The organism is Caulobacter sp. AP07, assembly GCF_000281955.1.
In the GTDB taxonomy this organism is placed as follows: Bacteria; Pseudomonadota; Alphaproteobacteria; order Caulobacterales; family Caulobacteraceae; genus Caulobacter.
Genome location: NZ_AKKF01000008.1, coordinates 49,272 through 72,213, shown reverse-complemented (window position 1 = coordinate 72,213; position 22,942 = coordinate 49,272). Strand labels below are relative to the sequence as shown.

The window sequence follows — 22,942 nt, the reverse complement described above, 5'->3', positions numbered from 1 at the left end:
GCTGGAAAATTTCATTTTCCTGAACAAGTTCTGGCGGTTGCCATTCCGAAATAAAACAGTCGCACGCCGCCACGACAGGCGGACCACATCGCTTACGGGCCTTCCGACTCGGATCGTCGGGTCCCCGCCTAGACCCGCTCCGCGAGTCGTATGGACGCTGAACAGCGATCAACTATCTGTTGCGACGGACGGGCAAATTTGACAGCAGTGATTCATGAGCGCCAGCGACCCTTCGGACGTCCGCACCTCTTTGGGTCGCAACCTGACCTATGGCCTGCTCGACGTCCTGGGCAGGATGATCGTCACGGGCGCCTATGACGGAAGACCCTTCCCGATCGAAGCCGAACTCTCCAAGGAGCACGGCGTCAGCCGGTCGGTGACGCGGGAGGCGGTCAAGATGCTGGGCGCCAAGGGCCTGCTCACCGCCCGGCCACGCCAGGGCACGATCATCACCCCGCCGACCAGCTGGAACTGGTTCGATACGGATGTCCTGAGATGGCTTCTGGAGCGCAAGTTCTCACTCGCGCTCCTGCGGCAGTTCACCGAATTGCGCCTGACGATAGAACCCGGCGCGGCGGCCTTGGCCGCGCAGTACGGGAATGCGGAGGGCCTGGCGCTCATACAGGACGGCTACGCGCGGATGGAAGCGGCCGAAGCGGGTCATGGCGACCCCTTGATCTCGGATATCGCCTTTCACGTGGCGATCCTGGAAGCTTCGGGCAATCCCTTCTACGCCCAGTTCCGCGACGTCGTGGCCACCGCCTTGCAAACCTCGATCCAGTTCACGAACCGGTACCGAGGCCGCAACGCCAGCCTGCCGGGACACAGGGCCGTCGTGGACGCCATCATAGCGCGCGATCCCGACGGCGCGGCCGAGGCCATGCGGGCGCTGATCGCTGATGTCATGAGCCTTATCAGGGAGGCGACCGAGCGCCAGAACGCCGGGCAGCCTCTCATCCAGACCTCGGTTGAGCAGGCCTAGGCCCTGGTCCGAGGCGTGGCCAACGCCGCCGATACTTGCCGCATTCGGGCGAGGCCAAGCCCCCTCGCCCGCTGAACCGAACCCTTTTCGGTCAAACCCGAATTGACAACGCGCCGAAAAAATCGATTTATCAGATAAATAATAGGATGAGGAAACGCCGATGCCACCACTCATGATGGATCGCAGACTCGCGTGCCTGAGCCTTCTGGGCGGCGCGATCGGGTGGACGAGTCAGGCCGGCGCGGCAGGGTTGTATGACGAGAAGACCAAGGTCTTCCGGCTGGATGGCGGCGACGTCACCTACGCCTTCGGGATCAACGCCAAGGGGCAGGCCCAGGCGCTCTACTGGGGCGGCCGGCTAGCGCCCGGCGACGCGCTCGCCGCCGCCACCGCCCTCCCCGACCACTCCTCTTTCGAACTCTCCACATCGATCACGCCGCAGGAATTCCCGGCTCAAGGCGGTGGGATGTTCGTCGAACCGGCGCTGAAGGTGGCCTATCCCGACGGCGTTCGGGACGTGGTCCTGAAATATGCCTCGCACCGCCTGACCGACGCCGGCGTCACGGTTCGCATGAAGGACATCGACCGCGAACTCTATGTCGAACTCCGCTACGTCATGGATGGCGAGACCGGCATTCTGGGCCGCTCGGCGGTCGTCGAGAACCGTACGCGTGCGCCCGTCCGGATCGACCAGTTCGCGGCCGGCGCCCTGACCCTGCCGATCGAGACCGACTACCGCCTGCAATATCTGACGGGCCGCTGGGCGGGCGAGTGGACCCTGCAGAGCCGGCCAGTGACCGCGGGCTCGACCGTCCTGGAAAGCCGTCGCGGCTCTACCGGCCACCAGAACAATCCCTGGTTCGCGATCGACCGCACCGGCGCCTCCGACGAGGAGTTTGGCCCGGTGTGGTTCGGGGCCCTGGCCTGGAGCGGCTCGTGGCGGATCAGCGTCGACACCGATTCGATGGGCAAGGTCCGCATCGTCGGCGGCTACAATCCCTACGACTTCGCCTACCGGCTGCAGCCCGGCGAAACCTTGGAATCACCCGTGCTCTACGCCGGTTATTCCGGTCAGGGCATGGGCGGCGCCTCGCGCCTGATGCACCGCTTCCAACGCCAGAACATCCTGCCGGGCGGCGCCAAGGCCCGGTTGCGGCCGGTGCTCTACAATTCCTGGGAAGCCACCGAGTTCGCGGTCACCGAGCCTGGCCAGATCGCGCTGGCGGAAAAGGCGGCGACGATCGGCGTCGAGCGGTTCGTCATGGACGACGGCTGGTTCGGCGCGCGCAACAACGACAAGGCCGGCCTGGGCGACTGGACGGTCAATCGCGCCAAGTTCCCCAATGGCCTCAAGCCCTTGATCGACAAGGTCCGCGGCCTGGGCATGGAGTTTGGCCTGTGGGTCGAGCCCGAGATGGTCAATGCCGACAGCGACCTCTACCGCGCCCATCCCGACTGGGTGATCAACTTCCCGACCCGGCCTCGCACCGAGGGCCGCAACCAGATGATGCTGAACCTGGCGCGCAAGGATGTGCGCGATCACCTGCTCAAAGTGCTCGACGACCTGGTCAGCCAGAACGACATCGCCTTCCTGAAATGGGACCACAACCGCAACTGGTCCGAGCCCGGCTGGTCGGAGCAATCCCCCGACGACGAGCAGAAGATCTATGTCGCGGCGGTCCGCAACCTCTACTGGATCCTGGCCGAGCTGCGCCGGCGCCACCCCAAGCTGGAGATCGAATCCTGCGCCGGCGGCGGCGGTCGGGTCGACATGGGCGTCATGGCCCTGACCGACCAGGTCTGGCCGTCGGACAACACCGATCCCTATGACCGCCTCACGATCCAGGACGGCTTCACCCACGCCTATACCCCCGCGGTGATGATGGCCTGGGTCACCGACTCGCCCAATTGGGTCAACCAGCGGACCACCTCGCTGGAATACCGCTTCCTGGTTTCGATGCAGGGCGGCCTGGGGATCGGCGCCAATCTCAACCACTGGAAGGACGAGGACTTCGCCACGGCCAAGCGGCTGATCGCCGAGTACAAGACGATCCGCGCCACGGTGCAGCGCGGCGATCTCTATCGCCTGGTCTCGCCCCGTGATGGCTCCGAGCGCTCGGTCACCCTGTCCGTATCGCCCGATCGCAAGCAGGCGGCGCTGTTCGCCTTCGTCCACTCGACCAGCAAGCTGCAGCCGCCGCCGCTGATCCAGCTTCGCGGCCTGGATCCCAAGGCGACCTACAGGCTGCGAGCCATCGCGGGCGTGAACGATCCTTCCAATCCCGCCCAGGCCAGCGGCGCCTTCTGGATGGAATACGGCCTCAAGACGTTCCTCAGGGGCGATTTCCAGGCGGCGGGCTTCGTGCTCGAGGCGACGGCCTAGGCCCCTTTCCTGATCTTCGGGCGGCGACGCAGGAGCGCGCCGCCCACGCTCTCTTTGCTATCGGAACCCCTTCGATGACCGGTCTTTCCACGCGCCTGATGCTGAGCTCGGCGCTGATCCTGGCGCTCGGCGCCGTCGGCGCCCAGGCCCAGACTCCCAGCCCGCCGCCCAAGCCCATTCAACCGCAGATCTCGGCCGATCGACCCGACTGGGAAAACCCGGCCGTCTTCGCCCGCAACAAGCAACCCGCCCGTTCCACAGGCTTTCCCTTCGAGTCCAGGGACCTGGCTCTGGCCGGCGACATGTCGGCCTCGAAACGGTTCAGCTCGCTGAACGGCGACTGGAAGTTCGCCTTCTCGCCCGGCGTCGATCAGCGCCCCAAGGATTTCTGGCGCGACGACTTCGACGTCTCCGGCTGGAAGTCGATCAAGGTCCCGGCCGACTGGCAGGCGGAAGGCTATGACCAACCCCGCTACAACAACATCGTCTATCCGTTCGCGGCCAACCGTCCGCTGATCCCCCACGCCACCAACCCCGTCGGCTCCTATCGCCGTGATTTCACCGTTCCCGCCGACTGGAACGGCAAGGACGTCATCCTGCATATCGGCGCGGCCAACTCGGCCTTCTACGTCTGGGTCAACGGCAAGTCCGTGGGCTATTCCGAAGACTCCAAGCTGCCCTCGGAGTTCGACGTCACGCCCTATCTGCGGGCCGGCGCCAACAACGTCTCGATCGAGGTCTATCGCTGGTCCGACGGCAGCTACATCGAGGATCAGGACTTCTGGCGGGTCAGCGGCATCGAGCGCGACGTCTGGCTGATGGCCGCGCCCGCGACCCGGGCCCGCGACGTCTTCGCCAAAGCCTCGCTCGACAAGACCTACCGCAACGGCCAGTTGTCGGTCGACGTCGACATCGCCCGGCCCAAGCCCGGCACGAAGGTCCGCGCCACGCTCCTCGACGGCGATCGCGTGGTCCTGACCCGCGACGCCAAACCCGCGACGGACGGCAAGGCCTCGATCACGGCCACCGTGCCCGACGTGCGCACCTGGAGCGCCGAGACGCCCAATCTCTACACCCTGCTGATCGAGACGGTCGGCGCCGACGGCGCGGTCCTGCCGGCCACCTCCAACAAGGTCGGCTTCCGCACCGTGGAGATCAAGGACGGCCAGGTGATGGTCAATGGCCACCCCATCATCATCCGGGGGGTCAATCGTCACGAGCACGATCCAGACACCTTCCACGTCATCTCCGAAGCCTCGATGCGCAAGGACATGGAGTTGATGAAGCGCAACAACATCAACGCCGTACGCACCTCGCACTACCCCAATGACGAGCGCTGGTACGCGCTGGCCGACGAGTACGGCCTCTATGTGATGGACGAGGCCAACATCGAGTCCCACGAATATCTGTCGATGGGGGAGGACAAGCCCGCCGAGCGCGAGATCTACGAGCTGGGCTTCGATCCGGCCTGGGAAGCCGCCCATGTCAGCCGCGTGGCCAACATGGTCGAGCGCGACAAGAACCACCCCTCGATCATCTTCTGGTCGCTGGGCAACGAGGCGGGCACCGGTCCGACGTTCGAAAAGGCGGCGGCCTGGATCCGCAAACGCGACCCCAGCCGGCTGATCAGCTTCCTGGGCTGGAGCGTGCTGGACGACACCCACTCTCCCAACGCCTATGCCGACATCTACGCGCCCATGTACGACCAGTTCGACAAGCTGATCGACTACGCCAACGACCCACGCTTCACCCAGCCGTTGATCCAGTGCGAATACGCCCACATGCAGGGCAACAGCGGCGGGGTGCTGAAGGACTATTGGGACGTCATCTACGCCCATCCGAAGAAACTGCAGGGCGGCTTCGTCTGGGACTGGGTCGACCAGGGCATGAACGGCAAGGACGCCGAAGGCCGACCGTTCTGGAAGACCGGCGGCGACTACGGCCCCAACCCCGGCGGCGACATCGAGTTCGGCGACGGCCTCAACCAGCCCGACCGTACGCCCAACCCGCAACTGCATGAACTGAAGAAGGTCTATGCCCCGGTCGCCTTCGAGGCGGTGGACGCCGCCGCGGGCCGCTTCAAGCTGACCAACCGCCACGACTTTCGCGACCTGTCGGGCTTCGATCTTCAATGGGAGCTGCTGGAAGACGGCAAGCCCGTCGCCCATGGCCAGCTCCCTCCTCTGAAGACGGCGGCCCGGGCGACGGAAGATCTGACCATCACCCTACCCGCTCCCAGCGCACCGGGCGTGGAGCGCATCGTGACCCTTCGCGCGCGCGCCAAGGCCGACAGCATTCCGCTGGTGCCGGCGGACGAAGTCGTCGCCTGGGATCAGTTCGTGTTGCCGACAACGACATCCCGCCCAACGCCGCTCGCGCCCAAGGGCCAGGTCGTCGCGACACAGGACGCGCAAGGCGTTCGGCTCGCGACCAAGGACGCCGAATTGGTGATCGACCCCAAGACGGGCCTGGTCACCCGCTACGTCCTGGCCGGCAAGACGGTGCTGACCGGCGGCGCGCCCAACTTCTATCGTGCGCTGACCGATAACGACCTGGGCGCCGGCGTCGACAAGACCCACGCCGCCTGGCGCCGCTATTCGGAGGAGCGCGACGTGCGTAGCGTCACCGTCCAGCCGCTGCCTGGCGGGGGTCAAGCCGTCGCGATCGAATATGTCCTTGGCGCCGGCGCGGTGCGCTTCCTGAGCACCTACGCCATGGCGAACGACGGCGCCGTCACCGTCACGGGCCGCTTCACACCCGCCAAGGAGGACCTTCCCGATCCCCTGAGGGTGGGCCTGGCGTTCAGCATGCCGACGACCATGACCGACGTCGCCTGGTACGGCCGCGGCCCGCACGAGACCTATTCGGATCGCAAATGGAGCGGCGCCTTCGGTCTCTGGCACGGCAAGATCGCCAACCAGAACCACGACTACATGCGCCCCCAGGAAACCGGCAACAAGGTGGACGTCCGCTGGATGGACATCGGCAACGGCCAGGCTCCGGGCGTGAGGATCACCGGCGCCGCGCCCCTGTCGATGAACGTGCTGGCCTTCCCCTACGAGGACCTGCAACGTCACCCGCCGGGAACCTGGCGCTCCTCGGACATCCGCCCCCATGACCATGTCAGCCTGTTGGTCGATGCGGCCCAGGTCGGGATCGGCGGCGACGACACCTGGAGCCTGAAGGCGCGGGCCCACATGAAGTACCGCATTCCACTCGCGCCCCAGACCTTCAGCTTCACCCTGTCAGCCTCGACGATCGATAGAACCGCGACGGGACAGGGCGGCGGCGCGGATTGAGGATAAGACCGCCGTCGTTCGCCGCCCACGAAGCGGCGAGCGACGGGACGCCAGGGGGATCAGCCTGTAGTCCAGTCGCGACCCTTGGAGGCCGCGACATCGACAGTCGACCAGGAAAATATTCCTTCCTCCACGATCCGCGAGCCTGGCTCGCGGATCGTGGCGCCCGTTAGAAGGACCAGCGCAGGCCGACCAGCGCGCCTTGCCGTCCTCCGTCGCCGAACTCGCCGGCATAGGTCGCCGACACGGTCAGGCCACGGGAGATGTCGTAGCCCAGCCCGGCGCCGACGGTCGCCAGGGTTCCGTCGCGGTTCAGGCCCGAGACGGTCAGCGGCGTGGGCAGCCCGGCCAGCGACGCGGAGGCCGTGGCGTCGTCACCGCCCGCCCGCGTGCGGAAGCCCACCGAGGCGTAGGGGTGCAGGCGCTCGTCGGCCGCCTGCCCGCCCAGCACTTCCACCTGCCCGTCGACGAACCAGCTGGTGGTCTTTTCGCTCTGGACGGTCAGGCTGAAGGCGCCGCCGCCCCGTTCGACGAAGCCGTCCCGGTTGGCGTGGACATAGCTGACCCCCAGGCGCGGCTGGACGGCCCAGTCGGCGTTCAGCTTGGCGCGGTAGGTCAGGTTGACGTCGCCAACCCAGCTCTTGAGCTTGTAGCCGCCGAACGCCGTCGCCCCGCCCGGCGCGGCGCGGCGGGTGTCGGCGTCGGCGGCGTCATGGGCCGCCATCACGCCCAGCGCGAAGCCGCCGAACCGGACCTGGCCCTGGGCCCCGACCACGAAGCTGTCGGTGTCGGTGCGCGCGTCCAGGGCGTCGATCCGCTGGCGGCCGCTGAGATAGCCGGCGAAGGCCCCGATCCAGGCGTTCTTGGCGCCGTAGCCGACACCGCTCAGCCCGCCCGTGCTGTTGATCTTGCCTTCGGCCACGCCGCCGGCGGCGTCGCCGTCGAGGGTGCGGCGGCTGGCGATCACCTGGCCGAAGCCGAACGGGCCTGGCGTGTCCGGCGCGAACCGGGCCTGGCCGCGCGAGGCGTCTACGATCGACAGACCGTCCTCCGTCGCCAACTGCGAGGCCGAGGCGTAGGCCTGCGGGGTGAGCCGGGCCAGGGCCTTCGGAGCGCTCTTGCCTGTCGTCGCATCGACCAGAAGCGGCAGGGCGGCGATCAGCGGCGCGCCGACCTTGTCGCCGATCAGGGCGGCGTTCAGCGTGGCGACCACGCCCGACACCTGGGACGAGAAGGTTGTGTCGGTCGAGAACAGCCCCAGAACCCGCAGGCGCGTGGGCGACTGCCGAACGTGAAGGTTCAGGGCCTGGGCGCCGTCGATGGTCGAGAACGACCCGGTGATCCCGCCGGCCACGATCAGGTCGCGCGTCTGACCCGGGACCAGGACCGCGGAGCTTATCAATTTCAGGGTCGCCCCCGGGGCGATGCTCACCGTTCCCGAGACCACCAGCTGGTCGCTGACCGTCGGGGTGAGTTCGAACAGGGTCGTCGAACCCGAGGCCAGGGCGACGTTGCCCACCACCGTCATCGTGCCCGGCGAGGCGCCCGGGCTGAGCGTGCCGGCCACGGTGATGTCGCCGGTCACCAGGCCGGCCGACCCGAAGGTCGCGCCCTGGGCGACGGTGATGGTCCGCGCGGCCAGACGCGAGCCGGCCAGGCCGATCAGGCGTCCGTTCGAAACCTGGATGGTGTCGAAGCCGTAGTCGCCGGCCAGGCTGACGACGCCCGATTGCAGGCTGAGCGTCTCGAAACCCGAGAACGGCGTGGCGCCCAGGGCGATCGGCGCGGCGTCGGCGCCGCCCAGCGCCAGTTCGAGCCGGTCGTTCCCGGTCCCGCCATTGGCCGAGCCCGTGAGGGTTCCGCCGGTGGTCAGGCGCAGGACGTCGTCGCCGCCTCCCAGGTTCAGCGCGCCCGAGAACGCGCCGCTGACGATCATGATGTTCGCCGCGCCGTCGAACGTCAGGTCCCCGGCGTCCAGGCTGGAGCCCGCCGCGACGACGAGGTTCTGGCTGGCGGTGAGCAGGTGGTCGAACTTGGCCGCGCCGCCCGTGAAGTTAAGCGCGCCCGTGCCCGTGACCTGCAGGGTCTCGAACTGCCGTAGCTGGTCGCCGCGTAGCGACAGGTCGGAGATCAGATCGATGGCGACGAGGTCGTTTCCAGTCCCGCCCAGCACGACGCCGAGCAGTTGGCCGCCCGCGGCGAGCCTGAACACGTCGTCGCCGGCGCCGAGGTCGACCGTGCCGTCCAGCTTGCCGCCGGACAGCACCGACAGCGTCTGGCCGCCGCCCGTGAAGGCGAACGCGTCGCCGCTGGCGCCAAGGACGCCCGAGACGTTTAGCTGATTGCCGCCGGCCAGGGAGATCGTCTCGAAGCCCGTGATCGAACCGCTGACGGTCACCGTGTTGGCGGTCGTGAAGGCGAGAGCGTCAGTCCCTGTCCCGCCGGCATAGGCGCCGGCGAAGGCGTCGCCGCCCAGGGTCAGGGCGTCGTCGCCGCCCGCCAGGTCGACCTTGGCGACGTCACGATCCAGGGTCACGATTTCGGCCGTGTCGCCACCCGACACGCCGCCGACCGTGAAGGTTCCCTGCTGCAGGGTCAGGCCCGTGCCGGCCAGGCTGATCGCGTCCCAATTCTGGTCCAGCGCCAGGGTCAGCCTTCCCGTGCCGATAACGCCCAGGCGCTCGAAACCGGTGCGAGTGTGAAGGCCCGTGCGGTCGCCATCCAGTTCGGCGATGTAGCTGTCGCCACCCGCGCCGCCGTCGATGGCGCCGGCCACGGTCGAGCCCGCGCCCTCGGTATAGACGTCGTCGCCCGCGCCCAGCAGCACGGCCGCGCCGATGGCGCCGCGGTTGGTCACCGTGTCGGCGCCGCCGCCCAGCGACACGCCGCCCGAGATCGTTCCGCCGATGGTCACTTGCTCGGAGCCGCTCGTGCCCAGGAATGTCGTCGCGCCCGGCGCGGTGAGGCTGGTTCCGGCCAGCACCTCGGCCCCGCCGCCGGCGATGACGATGGGCCCGCCCAGGAACACGCCCGAATAGCTCAGACTGCCGCCGCCGGTCTGGCGGAAGGCTTCGAAGTTGACGAACTGGCTGGAAGAGACACTGCCGCCCTTGCTGGAGTCGAGGGTCAGGATGTCCAGACCGTAACCGCCGTCGACGACGCCCTTGATCACGCCGTTGACGCTCAGGGTGAAGCTGTCGTTGCCGTCGCCCAACGCCACGTCGCCGATGATCGTGCCGTTGTTGATCACCACGTCGTCGCCATAGCCGGTGGCGATGTCGCCGGTAATCGTTCCGGTGTTCTCGATCTTGTCGGCGCTGAAGCCCCGCAGGCCGATGTCGCCGGTGATCGTTCCGGCGTTGACGATGTGGACGGCGTCGCCCGAGCTCGTGAACGCGTAGCCGGTCGTGCTCTCGATGACGCCAGTGACGCTATTGGTCAGCTCCAGCTTGGAATAGCCGCCGCTGACGGCGTCCGCGCCGGTGCTGCGGATCACGCCGCTATTGGCGACCGTGAGAGGGGCGTTGCCGAAGCCGTAGAGGCCCACGGCCAGGCCGCCGGTCTCGATCGTTCCGCTGTTGACGACGGCCGCCACGTTCTGGACTCCGATCGAGAGTCCCGGTCCGGGTGTCTGTTTCAGGGTTCCGGTGTTGGTGAAGCTCGTCGCGCCGCTAATGCCGATAGCGCTCGACAGGTTGATGACGCCGGAATTGATCACCGCCGCGCCGCCATAGATTCCGACGGGCATGGAATAGGTGCTCGGATCGCCGCTGATCGTCAGGCTGCCGGCGTTCTCGAACGTTGAGTCGGCCGCCAGAGTGACGCCCGAGGCGTAGTAGTACGGGGCTTGGGTGATGGTCAGGGCGCCGCGGCTGATCACCGACAGTTTCCCCGGGTTCGAACCATAGCCGAACTGCTCCGCCGAAGCCGCCGACGGACCGAACAGACTGATTGCGTAGCTTCCCTTGCTGACCGAAATGTCCGCGGTCAGATCCAGGCTGCCCTCGCCCGTTAGGGACAGCGTGCTGGTCAGTGGCCGGTCGAGGGTCAGCTTGAGCGCCGCGCCGCCGGCGAGGTCGAGAGCGAGCTGCTCGAAGCTGTCGGGCATGGTCAAGGTGCGGGTGGCGTCTTCCGTGACGGTGAGCAGCAGGGTGTCGACCCCCGCGCCGCCGCCGGCGTTGACCGTGCCGGTGACGCCCGTGAACTTGCCGTTCACCAGGCGCGACAGATCGGTGATCACCGTGTCCCAGCCGGTTCCCATGGAAAGCGAGCCGTTCAGCGTGCCGCCCTTGTCGGCATAGAGGTTCGGGCTATCGGACGGCGTGAAGGCGTTGCGCAGGTCGACGTCGCCGTTCAGGACGCCGGCGTTGAGCACGGCGGTATAGAAGCCGTCGCCGCCGTCACGTGACACCGACGCCTTGGTCCCGGTGATCACACCGCCGGCCTGGTTGTCGATCCTGGCGTAGCTGCCGCTCTTGACCCCGACCCCGTTGCTGGCCCGGATCGTTCCGGTATTGGCCAGGATCGTGCTGTTGACGGCCGCGCCGATGGTGACGCCTTCGATCGTGCCGGTGTTGGTCGAGATCGCGGAGCCGCTCCACACGGTCAGGCCCGCGCCCTGGGTCGAACGGATCAGGCCGGTGTTGTTCAGGCCGCCGTTCAGGTTCAGGCCCATGCCCGTGGCGATGATCGAGCCGCTGTTCTTCAGCACCCCGGTATAGTCCATGTAGGCGGTGACGCCGTTGCCGCCCTCCGAGGTGATCGTGCCCTCATTGCTGAAGGATTTGATGCTGCGGACATCCAGGGCGTAGTCGTTGGCCGTGGGAGGATTGAAGGTCGCGACGATGCTGCCGGTGTTGGTGAAGTTCAGGGGCGACGGGTAGTAGAAGCCCAGCTTGAGGGCCGTGCCGTTGGTGGTCACCACGCCGCTGGTCGTGAAGCTGCCGGTCCCGTTGACCATCAGGCCAGACGGCGCGTCGCCAGTCAGGCTGACCTTGGCGTCATTGCTCAGATTCAAGGCCAGGTTCTGGAAGTTGGTCGGCAGCGCGACCGCCCCGAGCAGGGCGTCGACATTGGCGTCCTGCGCCAGGTCGAACCGCAGGGTGTTGACCCCGCCGCCGCCGTCGACGCGGCCCGCGATCCCGGCCAACCGGCCGCTGGCGCTGTCCCAGCCGGCGACCAGGGTGTCGTCAGAGGCGCCGAACAACAGGTCACCGTTCAGGGTTCCGCCCATCGTGTCGAAGGTCGCCTGGTCCGACAGGACGACCGAGCCGTCGATCGCGCCGCGGTTGACGAAGGTTCCACCGCCCGCGCGGATGGCGACGCCGCCAGCCGATCGGATCAGACCGCCCGCCGCGTTGGTCAGGTTCAGGCGGTTGGCCGCGTCGATGGCCTCGCCGGGCCCGGTGTTGACGATCTGGCCGCTGTTGGTGACCGTCAGCCAGCCGCCCTTCAGATCAAGCGTAGCCTCGTTGTAGCTGGCGGTCATCACGCCGGAATTGTTGACCGACTGCGGGATGATGGCGTAGCTGCCCGAGCTGGGCAGCTCGTAGGCGGCGTCGATGCCGCCATCGATCAGGCCGGCGTTGGTCAGGTACATCACCGAACCGAAGATCGCGCCGTACGCGCCCCGGATCACGCCGGTCGCCCGGTTGTTGACCGACAGGAAGCCGCTGTGCTGCGCGTCGGAGCTCGTAAGCCCCTCGTCGGACCCCTGCACCAGGCCGCTGTTGTCGAGCGTCGCACCCGCCGTGTTGTAGCCGGGCGCGCCTTGCCAATGGGTCAAGACACCGACGCGCCCGACGATCACGCCGCCCTGCCCCACCTTGATGTCCAGGCGGGTGGACGGATAGTTGAAGTTGGGAACCGTGCCGCTCAGCACCACCACGCCGCCCTGCCCCAGACCATTGACCAGGCCATCGACCTGCAGGCTGGCGACCGTGCCGACCGTGCCCAGCGAAGTGAAGGTCATCGCGTGCTCGTAGAGCGCGCCCGCGACGCTGGCTCCGGCCTGAACCGTGACGTTGGTGCTGGTCGAGATCGCCACGCCGCCGACGGTAGCGCCGGAGCAGAGGATCGGCCCCGCGGGCGCCGGGGTGGGAAGGCAATCGGCCTGTGCGGCGCCAGCGACGGCGGCGGCAAGCGCCACCAGGCTGCAACCGAGCAGTCGCAGCCGCAGCGACCGCGATGGCCGCTGGTTCAAATTCGTACGCATGACGCCCCCAGGAACAACTTATGGGTGCCTAGCTTGACCTTGACGACCGTGTCGAGACTTTTTGTCGGAACCCGCGACCGGACGGCGACCTGATCAAAAAGCCCGCTCCAGGACGCCGCGTCGCATCCCGCCTGGTCCGGTGCGGATACCCGCGAATGGTCGCCTCCCTCCGCGCCCTAGGAGAATATTCCCCCCATCGCGCCAAGCGAGATCATCTCGCTGAGCGGCATCGACGCGGCGGGATTTCCGCCCCCGGCGGCGACCTGGCGGCAGACCGAAATCTCCTTCAGACCGTCTGAGCCGCCACCAGATCCATGACCGCGCGCCCCAGGACCCCGATGGAGACGGGTTTACGCAGGAGCACCGCGCCCTCCACCTTCTCGAGTTGGGCCGTGTCGGAGTAGCCGCTGCAGAACACGATCGGCAATCCGGGCCTCAGGGCCCGGGCGCGCCCGCCGACCTCGGCGCCATTCATGCCCGGCATCGCGAAGTCCACCACCAGGGCGTCCGGCGACCGGCTCTGCAGCGCGGCCAGGCCGTCGACGCCGCCCGCGGCTTCGATGACGTCGAAACCTTCGACGCGCAGGCCGTCGACCAGGACCTGGCGAACGGCGTCGTCGTCATCGACGACCAGCACCTTGATCCGTCCCGGATCGACCCGGCCGCCGCGCGCGACGGATATGTCGGCGGGCCGCTCCTTGACCTCGGCCGCCGGAGCCTCGATGCGCGGCAGGACGATCCGCACCGTCGCGCCCGCGCCGGGCGCGCTTTCGATCGAGACCTCACCCTTGCACTGATGGGCGAAGCCATAGACCTGGGTCAGGCCCAGGCCCGTGCCCTTGCCGCGTTCCTTGGTGGTGAAGAACGGCTCCAGCGCCCGGGTCGCCGTTTCCGGCGTCATGCCGCAGCCGTCGTCACGCAGCCAGATGACCGCGGCCGGCCCATCCCCGGGCGCGACGCCCAGCACGACCTCGCCGCCGTCGGGCATGGCGTCACGCGCATTCACCGCCAGGTTCACCACGGCGAGCTCCAGCTGGTCCCGATGCGTCTTGGTCCAGATCTCGCCGGGCGCGAAGTCGAGCCTCAACGAAATGGTCGGCCCCAGCGCGTGGGCGATGATCGGCGCGGCCTCCCGCAACGCCGCGCAGGCGTCGATCGGCTGCAGCTCGATGCGCTGGGTGCGCGAAAAGGCGAGAAGCTGGTTTGTCACCCGCGCGCCCCGCCGCGTCGCCTCGCGCGCACCCTCGATATATTTGCGACCGACATGGTCGGGCTCCAGGCGCTTGTCGAGGAGGTGCAAGGCGCCGTCGATGGCCATGAGCAGGTTGTTGAAGTCGTGGGCGACGCCGCCGGTCAGTTGCCCGAGCGCTTCCATCTTCTGAATCTGCATCATGGCCTGCTCGGCCCGCAGACGCTCGGTCGTCTGGTTCTCGACTTCCCGAAGCGCCTTCTCCCGTTCCGCCGTGCGCTCGCGGACGCTGCGTTCCAGCGCGGCGTTCTCCAGCCGGAGTGTGCGCATGGTCAGCGCGCGCGACAGCACGGGCAGGATGGCGCCAAGCTTGAGGGGCTTGAGGATGTAGTCCAGCGCGCCGGTCTTCATCGCCTCCACGGCGGAGGCGATGCTGCCCTCGCCGGTCATGATCACACCGACTAGGTTCGGATCAAGCGCCTGGGCCCGCTGCAGCAGCTCCACGCCACCCATGTCCGGCATCCTGAGGTCGGTCAGCAGCAGGTCGAACCCGCCCTGCTTGAGCGCCGCCAGCGCGGCGGTCGGATCGGTGAACCCCTCGGTCTCGTAGCCCTGGTGGCCCAGGGTGACGCGCAGCGCCGTCAGGTTCGCGGCCTCGTCGTCGACGATGAGGATGCGGGGCGGAGGTGGCTCGGTCGCGGCGCGGTTCGTCAAGGCGTGGCCTCCGGACACAGGTTCGCCAGGGCTTCCCGAATTTCCCTGAGCTTCGGCGGCTTGCTCAGGAGTTGATCGACATGTCGCGGCATGTCGGCGTCCGCGAGCAGGCCCTGCCCCCAGCCTGTCAGCAGGATGACAGGCGTGGACGGGGACAAGGCCTTGATCTCGGCGGCCACCTTCCACCCATCGATCTTGGGCATGCCAAGATCGGTGATGACCGCGGCGAATCGAGTCTCGCCGTCGTTCGCCGCCGCGAAGGCGTCGATCCCGGCGCGGCCATCGTGGGCCGTGGTGACGACGTGACCGTCAGCGCTCAGCGTGTCGCCCAGCGCCTTGAGGAGCACCGGATCGTCATCGACGAGCAGCAGGCGCAACCGCTGTGGCATGATGTCCTGGTCGCCCTTGGCGGCCGCGATCGTGACTTCAGCCGGCGCCGGAAAACTCAGGCGAACCGTCGTCCCCTCGCCGGGAGCCGACCTGACATCCAGCTCGGCGCCATGGCGCTGCGCGACGCCGTACACCATCGCCAGGCCAAGCCCCGTCCCGCGTTCGCCCTTGGTCGTATAGAACGGCTCCAGGCAACGGCGGCGCGTCTCATCGTCCATGCCGGAGCCTGTGTCCTCGATCTCGACCTCGGCCACGCGACGCGCCCGCCCCTTCCCGCCCACCGCCGGCTTGATCCGCAGCGTCAGGGTTCCGCCGTCAGGCATGGCGTCGATGGCGTTGAAGACGAGGTTGATCAGCGCCTCGCGGATTTCGCTCTCCACGCCCAGGGTCGGCGGCAGGTCGTCCGCGAGCTCGGTCCGGACGTCGATGACGGCGCCCCGCCGCATGGCCATGTCGCTCCAGCGCGCCTTGGTCAGATCCAGCACCTGTTGGACCAGTTCGTGCAGCCTGACCGGCGCGAGGATGAGCTGGGGCTCGCGCTGCCGGTAGAACTCCTTCATTCGCGCGATGGTGTGGCTCACGTCCTCGACCGCGCGCTGGATGACCTGGAGATTGCCCCGGGCCTCCGCCGAAAGGCCCGTTTCGGTTTCTAGCATCGACTCCGTATAGAGCGCGACCGGCGACAGGGCGTTGTTGATGTCGTGGGCGATACCGCTGGCCATCTGGCCCAGCGCGCGCAGGCGCTCCTGCTGCAGGATCGTCTGCTGCGATAGGCGCAGATCGTCGTAGGCGTCCTGCAGCGCCTGATGCAGTTGGGCCTGGTGTACGGCCAGCGCCACATGCTCGCTGAGCTGCCGCAGGAACTCGCATTCGCCGCTGACGAAGCTCTCGGCCGCGAAACGCGCCACGATCATCACGCCGAAGACCTTGCTCTCGGCTTGAAGCGGCGCGGCGACTAGGGCGCGCAACCCGCCGCGCGCGAGGCGTTGGGGGAACGGGAAAGGGATGTCCGCGATGTCGGCTTCGTAGACGAGCTGGCCCTTGACGCAGCGCGAGAGGCCGTTCTCGTCGATTTCGATGCGCGCGCGCTCGGGCATGGCCAGCTCGAGCGCCAAGGCCTGGCTGTTGACGCCCACCGCCGCGACCGTCAGCGTCCGATCGAGGCCGTCGTACAGACAGAGACATGCGAAGTCGGCCGGAAGCTGGCTTTCGATGCTGCGCACGACCACCTGGAAGATGCTCTCGATGTCCTGGCGCAGACCGATGGCGCGGGTGATCTCGTCCAGCAGCGCCAGCCGTTCAAGTTGGGTCTGGACCCGGATTTCCGCCTGCTTGCGTTCCGTGATGTCGGTCGAAATCCCGAAGACGGCGTACGGCTGGCCGGCATCGTCCCGGAGCGGCGACTTCACCGAGAGGTAGGTGTGAAGGCCGTCGTCGTGAGGGGCGACCTCCTCTTCCAGGAGCGGCTGCCCCGCCTCGGCGACGCGCTCGTCCATGGCGCGAAACGCGTCGGCCGTGTCCTGCGGGAAGATGTCGTAGTCGGTCCTTCCGACCATCCCATCGGCGTCGACGTGAAAGATATCGCCGTAGCGGCGGTTGACGAGCAGGTAGCGCCCTTCGAGGTCCTTGACATAGATGACGGCCGGAGAATTCTCGACAATGGCTTCAAGCAGGCGCTGGCTTTCACGGCGGGCCTTGATCTCCTGCTCGAGCGTGCTGTTGGCCGCCATGAGTTCGCCGGTCCGCTCGCTCACCCGCTGATCGAGTTCAGCGTTGAGCCGGGACAGCCCCGCTTCCGCGCGGATGCGCGCCTGCAGGTCGCTCGAAGCCATCCGCAGGAGAAACAGGAGCAGCGTCATGTCGCCGGCGATCTTCCCGAGATGGGCGACCATCGCCGGTCCGTCGGCCGGCGCCCGCGAATAGAGCATTATGATGTTGGCGACCGTCAGCACCGCGGCCGTGGTCGGAAGCGCCGAGGCGACCTGGTCTCGTCCTCTCAGACGCCAGGCGACACCGCCGGCCGCGATCCACAGGACCGGCGCGAACACCAGCGCGGGACGCGTGACGCCAAGGAAACCGGGAGCCGCGTAGGTCGGCGCGTAGTGAAAGACGGCGAACAACGCCGCCGCGATCACGGCGACGCTGGCGGCGAACGACAACAGCGCCAGCCTTCCCCGCAGGGGCCAGAGCAGGGCGCCGAGCACCGAAAGCGGCAGGAGATGCGACGGTGGCGGCCAGGTGGAGGGCCGCAGCGTCCCCTTGGCGGCGGAAACCGCCGCGAACGCGCCGGACCACTCGATGGCCACCAGCACATGCACGAGTTCCATCACGCCGGTGACGGCGAAGCCGATCGCCAATCGGCGGGCGACCTCGCTTTGCAGATGCTCTCCCGTGTCCCAGAGCATCAGCGCCAGCACCACCGACAGCAGCGCCATGCCGGTGTCCAGAACCGTATGGAGCTCGGGATAGCTCCCCGGCCCGATGGTCAGAAGCGCCACGCCGATCAGGGCGCATGCGATCAGCATGACCGGAGCCGTCCTGGGCAGCCTCACGCTGACCGCTGTTTCATCCATCGTGGCCTGCCCCGCTCGTTCGGCGCCCGCTAGGGCGTTGGTTCGGTCACCTCGGCTGAACGTCCGTCGCAAGCCAGCCGCTCGCGCCTCGGTGATCGCGCCAACACCTCACAATCTTAGCCTATCGCGATGGCTTCACCAGCGGGCATGATCCGCGAACGCTCAAGCGGCTTGAACGGGTCGTGACAAGGGCGTCAACCGCGCCTACACATGGCTCTCGTTATCGATCTTCGATTTCGTGGAGCCGGCAACGGAATGACCCTGCGTGCTGGAGCACCACGATCTTCTCGCCGGCCTGATCCGGCTGCACGTTCTGCACCATGCCGCCGACGGCGAGATCTATGGACAATGGATGATCGAGGAGCTTGGCCATCACGGCTACAAGCTCAGCCCCGGCACGCTCTATCCGATGCTGCACGGGATGGAGCGCAACGGCTACCTCTCGTCGCGCAAGGAACAGATCGGGCGGACGTTCCGCCGGCTCTACCGCGCCACGCCCTTGGGGCTGGAAGCGCTGGCCGTCGCCAAGGCGCGGGTGCGCGAACTGGTGCGCGAGGTTCACGACCCGGCGCCGGTCGACCAGCCGTGACCCGCGCGTGACGGCGGCGCCTCCGGTCCCGCCGAGTCCGCGCCGACCATCAGCCTTGGAAGTCCTGGGGGTCTCGCTGGGCCTGGGGCTGACGTCATTTGGCGGCCCCATCGCCCACCTCGCCTATTTCGAACGGGCCTATGTCCAACGCCGCCAATGGCTGTCGGCGGACGAATACGCCGGCCTGGTCGCGCTGTGCCAGATGCTGCCCGGACCGGCCAGCAGCCAGGTCGGCGCCTTGATCGGTCTCAAGCGCGCCGGATGGCTGGGCGCCCTCGCGGCCTGGATCGGCTTCACCCTGCCATCGGCCCTGGCGCTCTATCTGTTCGCCCTGGCCGCCCCAGGCCTGAAGGATCCGCTGACGCTGGCGGGCTTGCACGGCCTCAAGCTGGTCGCCGTCGCGGTCGTCGCCCAGGCGGTGTGGAGCATGGGACGCAAGCTGTGCCCGGACCTGCCCCGCGCCGGCCTGGCGCTCGCGGCCACGGCCCTGTTGCTCGTGGTCGGCGGCTCGGCCATGCAGCTGGGCGCGCTGGCGCTCGGCGCCGTCGGCGGCGCCGTGTTCTGCCGCGGCGTGGACCTGCCCCCGTCGCCGCCCGCCCTGCCCGTGCGCCGACGCGTCGGGGTCGGCGCATTCGCGGCCTTTGTCGCGCTTCTCGTCGGACTGCCATGGCTGGGCAGCCTGGCGCCCGGTTCGACGACCGACCTGATGGGGGTCTTCTACCGGGCCGGCGCTCTGGTGTTCGGCGGCGGACACGTGGTCCTGCCGCTGCTGCACGACGCGCTGGTTCCCCAGGGGTGGCTGACCGAAGACCGGTTCCTGGCCGGCTATGGCGCGGCCCAGGCCGTCCCTGGCCCGCTGTTCACCTTCGCGACCTATCTCGGCGCGGCGGCCGGTTCCCCGCATGGCGCCGCGGTGGCGGCGCTGTGGGCTCTGATCGCCACCCTCTTCATCTTTCTCCCGGGCATGCTGATCGTGCTGGCGGGGGTGCCGCTCTGGAGCTGGATCAGCCGGCGCCCGGGGGCAAGGGGAGCCTTGGCCGGGATCAACGCCGCCGTGGTCGGCGTCCTGGCGGCGGCGCTCTACGACCCCGTCTGGACCAGTTCCATCCGCGATGGGCGCGACGTCGCCATAGCGGCGACCGCATACCTGCTCCTGGAGCGCTGGAAAGTCCCGCCGCTGGGGGTCGTGATCTTCTGCGTCGCCAGCTCGGTGTTCGTCGGGATCATGAGCTGATCCCGGCCCTCCGCCTTGGTCACGACAAATCGGCCGTTCGCGGAACCGGTCGCGCTGGAGCCCCGTCGGCGCGACCTCCGCGATGGGTCAGCAGTTGTCGGGCCAGGCACACTCCCACCAGTCCGAGTACGGACGTGACATAGGCGGCGGCGCTGAGAAAGCCGCTCCAGGCCAGGTCCAGGCTGGCGAACGAGCGCACCAGCAGCAGGACGACGCTGCCGACATAGCCGCTGGAATCGGCGACATAGATCAGGAACCCCGCCGTGCCGACACTGCCGGTCGCGGCGATCATCCGGTCGAACAGCACGCCGTTGAAGGGGGTGTAGGCCATGTAGAGGCCCGCCCCCACCGCGATCATCCAGGCGACCGGCCCCAGCAGGCCCAACTGGTGGCCCAGGGTTGAAACGCCGAGCAGCCCCAGGCCCAAGGCGACGAAGCCGAGATTGAAGCCGACGGCCCGCTGGTTGTCGCGCACCCGCATCAACAGGGACAGGCCGACCAGCACGATGACCGCCACGGGGATTTCCGACAGGGCGAAGATCGAGGCCGCGTCCTTGTAGCCGAGCTCGGTCCAGATCTCGGCCGAGAAGTTGTCGCGGAAATCCCGCAGCGCGGTCAGCAGCACATAGACCGCCACCAGCAGGATCAGCGCCGGGGCGTGGGCGGCGAAGAGCGCGGCGCGGGCCTTGGCGGTCATCGGGGCGCGCCTGACGCGGGCGGCTTCGTCGGCGGCGTCGGGCGGCGGCAATTGCGCGAGGCCTGCCACGGCGACCAGCAGCAGCGGCGCGAAGATCAGGCCGGTCAGGGCCGGCATCCAGCGGTCGTCGACGCCGTGCAGGAGCAAAGCCTTGCCCACCGACTTCACCACCCCGGAGGCCAGGATGAAGCTGGCGCAGAGCATGGCGCCCAGGACTTCCGACAGCCTCCGCCCTTCGAGGAAGCCGAACACCAGGCCCCAGATCATGCCAAGGCCGAGGCCATTGGCGAACAAGGCTAGAGGTCCGAACACCGGAGGCGCGAGCGCGAACGCCAGCAGCGACAGTTCAGCGCCGCCGATCAACAGAAGAATGCCGAGGGGCCGCCGTTCCGGCCGCATCTCCGAGATCACCTTGACACCGATGATCTTGGAAGCCGCGTAGCCGACGACCTGGGCGATCACCAGCACCACCTTGAAATCGATGGCGAAGGGCCAACCGGCCACGTGCGCGTAGCTCGCCGCCGTGAACGGCTTGCGATAGGCGTACATGGCGAAATAGGCCGCGAAGGCCGCCAGCCCGCCGTAGAGGGCGAAGACCCAGGACGGCGCCCGGCTCAGCCAACGGGTGACAGGACCCGCACCGACGGTCATCGCGCGCCACGCCCGTCCGGCGTCTCGCCCGCCGCGATCCGGGCGCCGATGTCTTCCAGCACCGGCCCCAGGTCCGCGACGGTTTCCACCACGTAGTGCGCGCCGGCCTCGCGCAGCGCCTCGGTCGCGGCGGCGATGCGCTGCTCGCGATCGGGAGCCGGCAGAAGGTTCAGCGCCTCCCACGACAGCCCGACTCCGTTCCCCGAAGCCGACAGCCCGACGGTCCAGGCTCCGGCGGCCAGGCCCTCGCCGATCCCGACCACGGCGTCGTCCACTTTGACGCAGGCGCCGGCCGGCCAGGCGCCCAGCTCGACCAGGGCCTTCCACATCATCAATGGCGAAGGCCGTCCCTCCAGCGTCTCGCCGGCGCAGACCACCACCTGGGGCGCGTAGCCCTGTTCGGCGGCCAGCGGCAGGATGTCGGCCATCATGGCGCGGGTGTAGCCGGTGGACGAGCCGACCTTGACGCCCGCCGCGCCCAGTCGTTCGGCCAAGTCGGCCGCGCCAGGGATCAGCCGCGCGCAGTCCTTGGCCGCCGCGCGCATCATCGGCTCAACCGCGTCGTGCAGGCGCGAGACGTCCGCTTCGCCGGCCGCGCCATGAACCGCGCGCCAGGCGTCGGCGACGCGCGGCAGGGCCAGGAGCGCGCGGATATGGTCGCGCTTGGCCTTGCCCATGTCGAGCCGGGCCTCGGCCTCGGTAATCTCCACCCCGGCGTCGGCGAAGACCCGGCGCAAGGCGACAACCGGGGCGCGGCAGCCAAAATCGATCATCGTGCCGGCCCAGTCGAAGACGACGGCCCTGATGGCTTGCAGGCTCATGCGGCGACTCCCGACTTCAGGTCATAAAGCCCGGCGATGACGTCTTCAGCCAGGGCGAAGGCGGTCGAGGCGCCCGAGCCGCTGGTCACCGTCACCAGACGGACGTGGCGCATCGGCGCCTCCACCAGGCTGTGGCCGCGCGCCGAGGCGTAGGTCCCGGTCCAGCGCTCGACCACCGGCGGCGGGGCCTGGCCGAACACCGCGGCGAACTCGTCGAGGATCAGCTGGTCGACGTGCTCATGAGCGAAGGGATCGGGCGTGGCGGCATAGTGGTGGCTGTCGCCGACCACCAGCGAACCGTCGGCGCTCTGCACCACGATCAGGTGGACGCCGTGCTCCAGGTGTTCGGGCTGCTCGGCCTCAAGCCGCCGCAACAGCGGCCCGGCCTGCGGCAGGTCGGCATAGCCCAGGTAGCGCACCAGGCTCAGATCCGACATCACCGGAGCCGGCAGCCGCCAGCCGGGATCGGCCAGACGCAACATCTGCAGCTTGCATCGGGTCACCAGCGCCTGGGCGAACTGGTCGGGGAACAGCGTGCAGAGGTCGTCGCCGGGACAGACCACCACGGCCTCGGCCCGGACATCGCCGTCCGAGGTCTCCAGACGGCCGGTTTCCACGCCGCGCACCGCGACGCCGCGCAGAAAGGTCACGCCATGGACCGCTTCCAGCCAACCGGCCAGCCGAGGGATGGCCTCTCGGGACTCCACGCGCAGGTCGGTCGTGCTGGTCAAGGCCCCCTGCCCGCGCGCGCCGTTCGGCAAGCGTCCGTCGAGCTGGTCGGCGTCCAGCCATCCGCAGCCTTCGCCCATCTCGGTGTCGAGAAAGGCTTCCAGCACGGTGCGGGCCTCGGGTCGCTGGGCCAGCAGGGTCAGGCCGCGCTGGACGACCGGAATGCCGGCCGCGAGCGCGACCTCGTCCCAGATGGCGCTGGTGCGGCGCGCCCGGCGCCAGACCTCGCCACGCGCCTGGCCCGTGACCGTCACGAAACCGAAGTTGCGCACCGAGGCGCCATTGGCCTGGGCGTCGCGATCGATCACCACCACGCGCTTGCCGAGCCGGGCGGCCGCCAGGGCGTGGGCCAGTCCCACAATGCCCGCGCCGACCACGGCCAGATCGAAATGCTTTTCCGACACGATCTCTGGTCCTTTGCCGTCCGAGGAGACGGCGTCTTCACAATGGGAGGCGACCGCGCGGGGATCCAGGGGT

The 22,942-nt window shown here is 68.4% G+C and carries 11 protein-coding genes; 5 read left to right on the top strand and 6 right to left on the bottom strand.

The features are described from left to right. Positions 1-214 precede the first annotated feature (214 nt). The 3 genes from PMI01_RS00905 (at position 215) to PMI01_RS00895 (ending at position 6,664) form a co-directional block, all read left to right on the top strand. Positions 215-982 (top strand): FadR/GntR family transcriptional regulator, encoded by a 768-nt coding sequence (locus PMI01_RS00905; RefSeq protein ID WP_007661795.1) that lies wholly within the window; start codon positions 215-217, stop codon positions 980-982. Between the two features lie 160 nt (positions 983-1,142). Continuing rightward, on the top strand, positions 1,143-3,365 hold the full coding sequence (locus tag PMI01_RS00900; RefSeq protein ID WP_007661793.1) for an alpha-galactosidase: 2,223 nt from the start codon (positions 1,143-1,145) through the stop codon (positions 3,363-3,365). A gap of 74 nt (positions 3,366-3,439) precedes the next feature. Continuing rightward, positions 3,440-6,664, top strand: a complete 3,225-nt coding sequence (locus tag PMI01_RS00895; RefSeq protein ID WP_007661791.1) for a glycoside hydrolase family 2 TIM barrel-domain containing protein — start codon at positions 3,440-3,442, stop codon at positions 6,662-6,664. A gap of 169 nt (positions 6,665-6,833) precedes the next feature. Here the strand turns inward: PMI01_RS00895 and PMI01_RS00890 are convergent, their stop codons facing one another. The 3 genes from PMI01_RS00890 to PMI01_RS25900 form a co-directional block, all read right to left on the bottom strand. Then, the gene (locus PMI01_RS00890) at positions 6,834-12,878 is read right to left on the bottom strand and encodes an autotransporter domain-containing protein (RefSeq protein WP_007661789.1); all 6,045 of its coding nucleotides are present in this window, start codon (positions 12,876-12,878) and stop codon (positions 6,834-6,836) included. A gap of 286 nt (positions 12,879-13,164) precedes the next feature. Continuing rightward, on the bottom strand, positions 13,165-14,781 hold the full coding sequence (locus PMI01_RS00885; RefSeq protein ID WP_007661786.1) for a response regulator: 1,617 nt from the start codon (positions 14,779-14,781) through the stop codon (positions 13,165-13,167). After that, a complete protein-coding gene (locus tag PMI01_RS25900; protein ID WP_007661779.1) occupies positions 14,778-17,696 on the bottom strand; it encodes a PAS domain-containing protein in 2,919 nt (972 codons plus the stop codon). The genes PMI01_RS00885 and PMI01_RS25900 overlap by 4 nt, the downstream gene beginning before the upstream one ends. A gap of 316 nt (positions 17,697-18,012) precedes the next feature. Between PMI01_RS25900 and PMI01_RS00875 the strand changes: the two genes are divergently transcribed. Continuing rightward, positions 18,013-18,333 carry a PadR family transcriptional regulator gene (locus PMI01_RS00875; protein ID WP_035033824.1) on the top strand — a complete coding sequence of 107 codons (321 nt, stop codon included), beginning with the start codon at positions 18,013-18,015 and terminating at the stop codon, positions 18,331-18,333. Between the two features lie 55 nt (positions 18,334-18,388). Then, positions 18,389-19,567 carry a chromate efflux transporter gene (chrA, locus tag PMI01_RS00870; RefSeq protein ID WP_007661775.1) on the top strand — a complete coding sequence of 393 codons (1,179 nt, stop codon included), beginning with the start codon at positions 18,389-18,391 and terminating at the stop codon, positions 19,565-19,567. A gap of 19 nt (positions 19,568-19,586) precedes the next feature. On the opposite strand, the gene PMI01_RS00865 is transcribed toward chrA, so the two are convergent. Genes PMI01_RS00865 through PMI01_RS00855 form a run of 3 tightly spaced genes read right to left on the bottom strand, consistent with a single transcriptional unit; the run spans position 19,587 to position 22,869 of the window. Next, positions 19,587-20,915, bottom strand: coding sequence for a DUF5690 family protein (locus tag PMI01_RS00865; protein WP_007661774.1), 1,329 nt, complete (start codon positions 20,913-20,915; stop codon positions 19,587-19,589). Beyond that, positions 20,912-21,736, bottom strand: coding sequence for a phosphonoacetaldehyde hydrolase (gene phnX, locus PMI01_RS00860; protein ID WP_007661772.1), 825 nt, complete (start codon positions 21,734-21,736; stop codon positions 20,912-20,914). The genes PMI01_RS00865 and phnX overlap by 4 nt, the downstream gene beginning before the upstream one ends. Further along, a complete protein-coding gene (locus PMI01_RS00855) occupies positions 21,733-22,869 on the bottom strand; it encodes a TIGR03364 family FAD-dependent oxidoreductase (protein WP_007661770.1) in 1,137 nt (378 codons plus the stop codon). The genes phnX and PMI01_RS00855 overlap by 4 nt, the downstream gene beginning before the upstream one ends. Between the last annotated feature and the right edge of the window lie 73 nt (positions 22,870-22,942).

Bases quoted from the DNA above. Each gene is read 5' to 3' on its own strand.
- PMI01_RS25900 (WP_007661779.1), bottom strand. From the start codon at position 17,696: ATGCTGATCGCATGCGCCCTGATCGGCGTGGCGCTTCTGACCATCGGG.
- PMI01_RS00900 (WP_007661793.1), top strand. From the start codon at position 1,143: ATGCCACCACTCATGATGGATCGCAGACTCGCGTGCCTGAGCCTTCTG.
- PMI01_RS00905 (WP_007661795.1), top strand. From the start codon at position 215: ATGAGCGCCAGCGACCCTTCGGACGTCCGCACCTCTTTGGGTCGCAAC.
- PMI01_RS00890 (WP_007661789.1), bottom strand. From the start codon at position 12,878: ATGCGTACGAATTTGAACCAGCGGCCATCGCGGTCGCTGCGGCTGCGA.
- PMI01_RS00895 (WP_007661791.1), top strand. From the start codon at position 3,440: ATGACCGGTCTTTCCACGCGCCTGATGCTGAGCTCGGCGCTGATCCTG.
- phnX (WP_007661772.1), bottom strand. From the start codon at position 21,736: ATGAGCCTGCAAGCCATCAGGGCCGTCGTCTTCGACTGGGCCGGCACG.
- PMI01_RS00865 (WP_007661774.1), bottom strand. From the start codon at position 20,915: ATGACCGTCGGTGCGGGTCCTGTCACCCGTTGGCTGAGCCGGGCGCCG.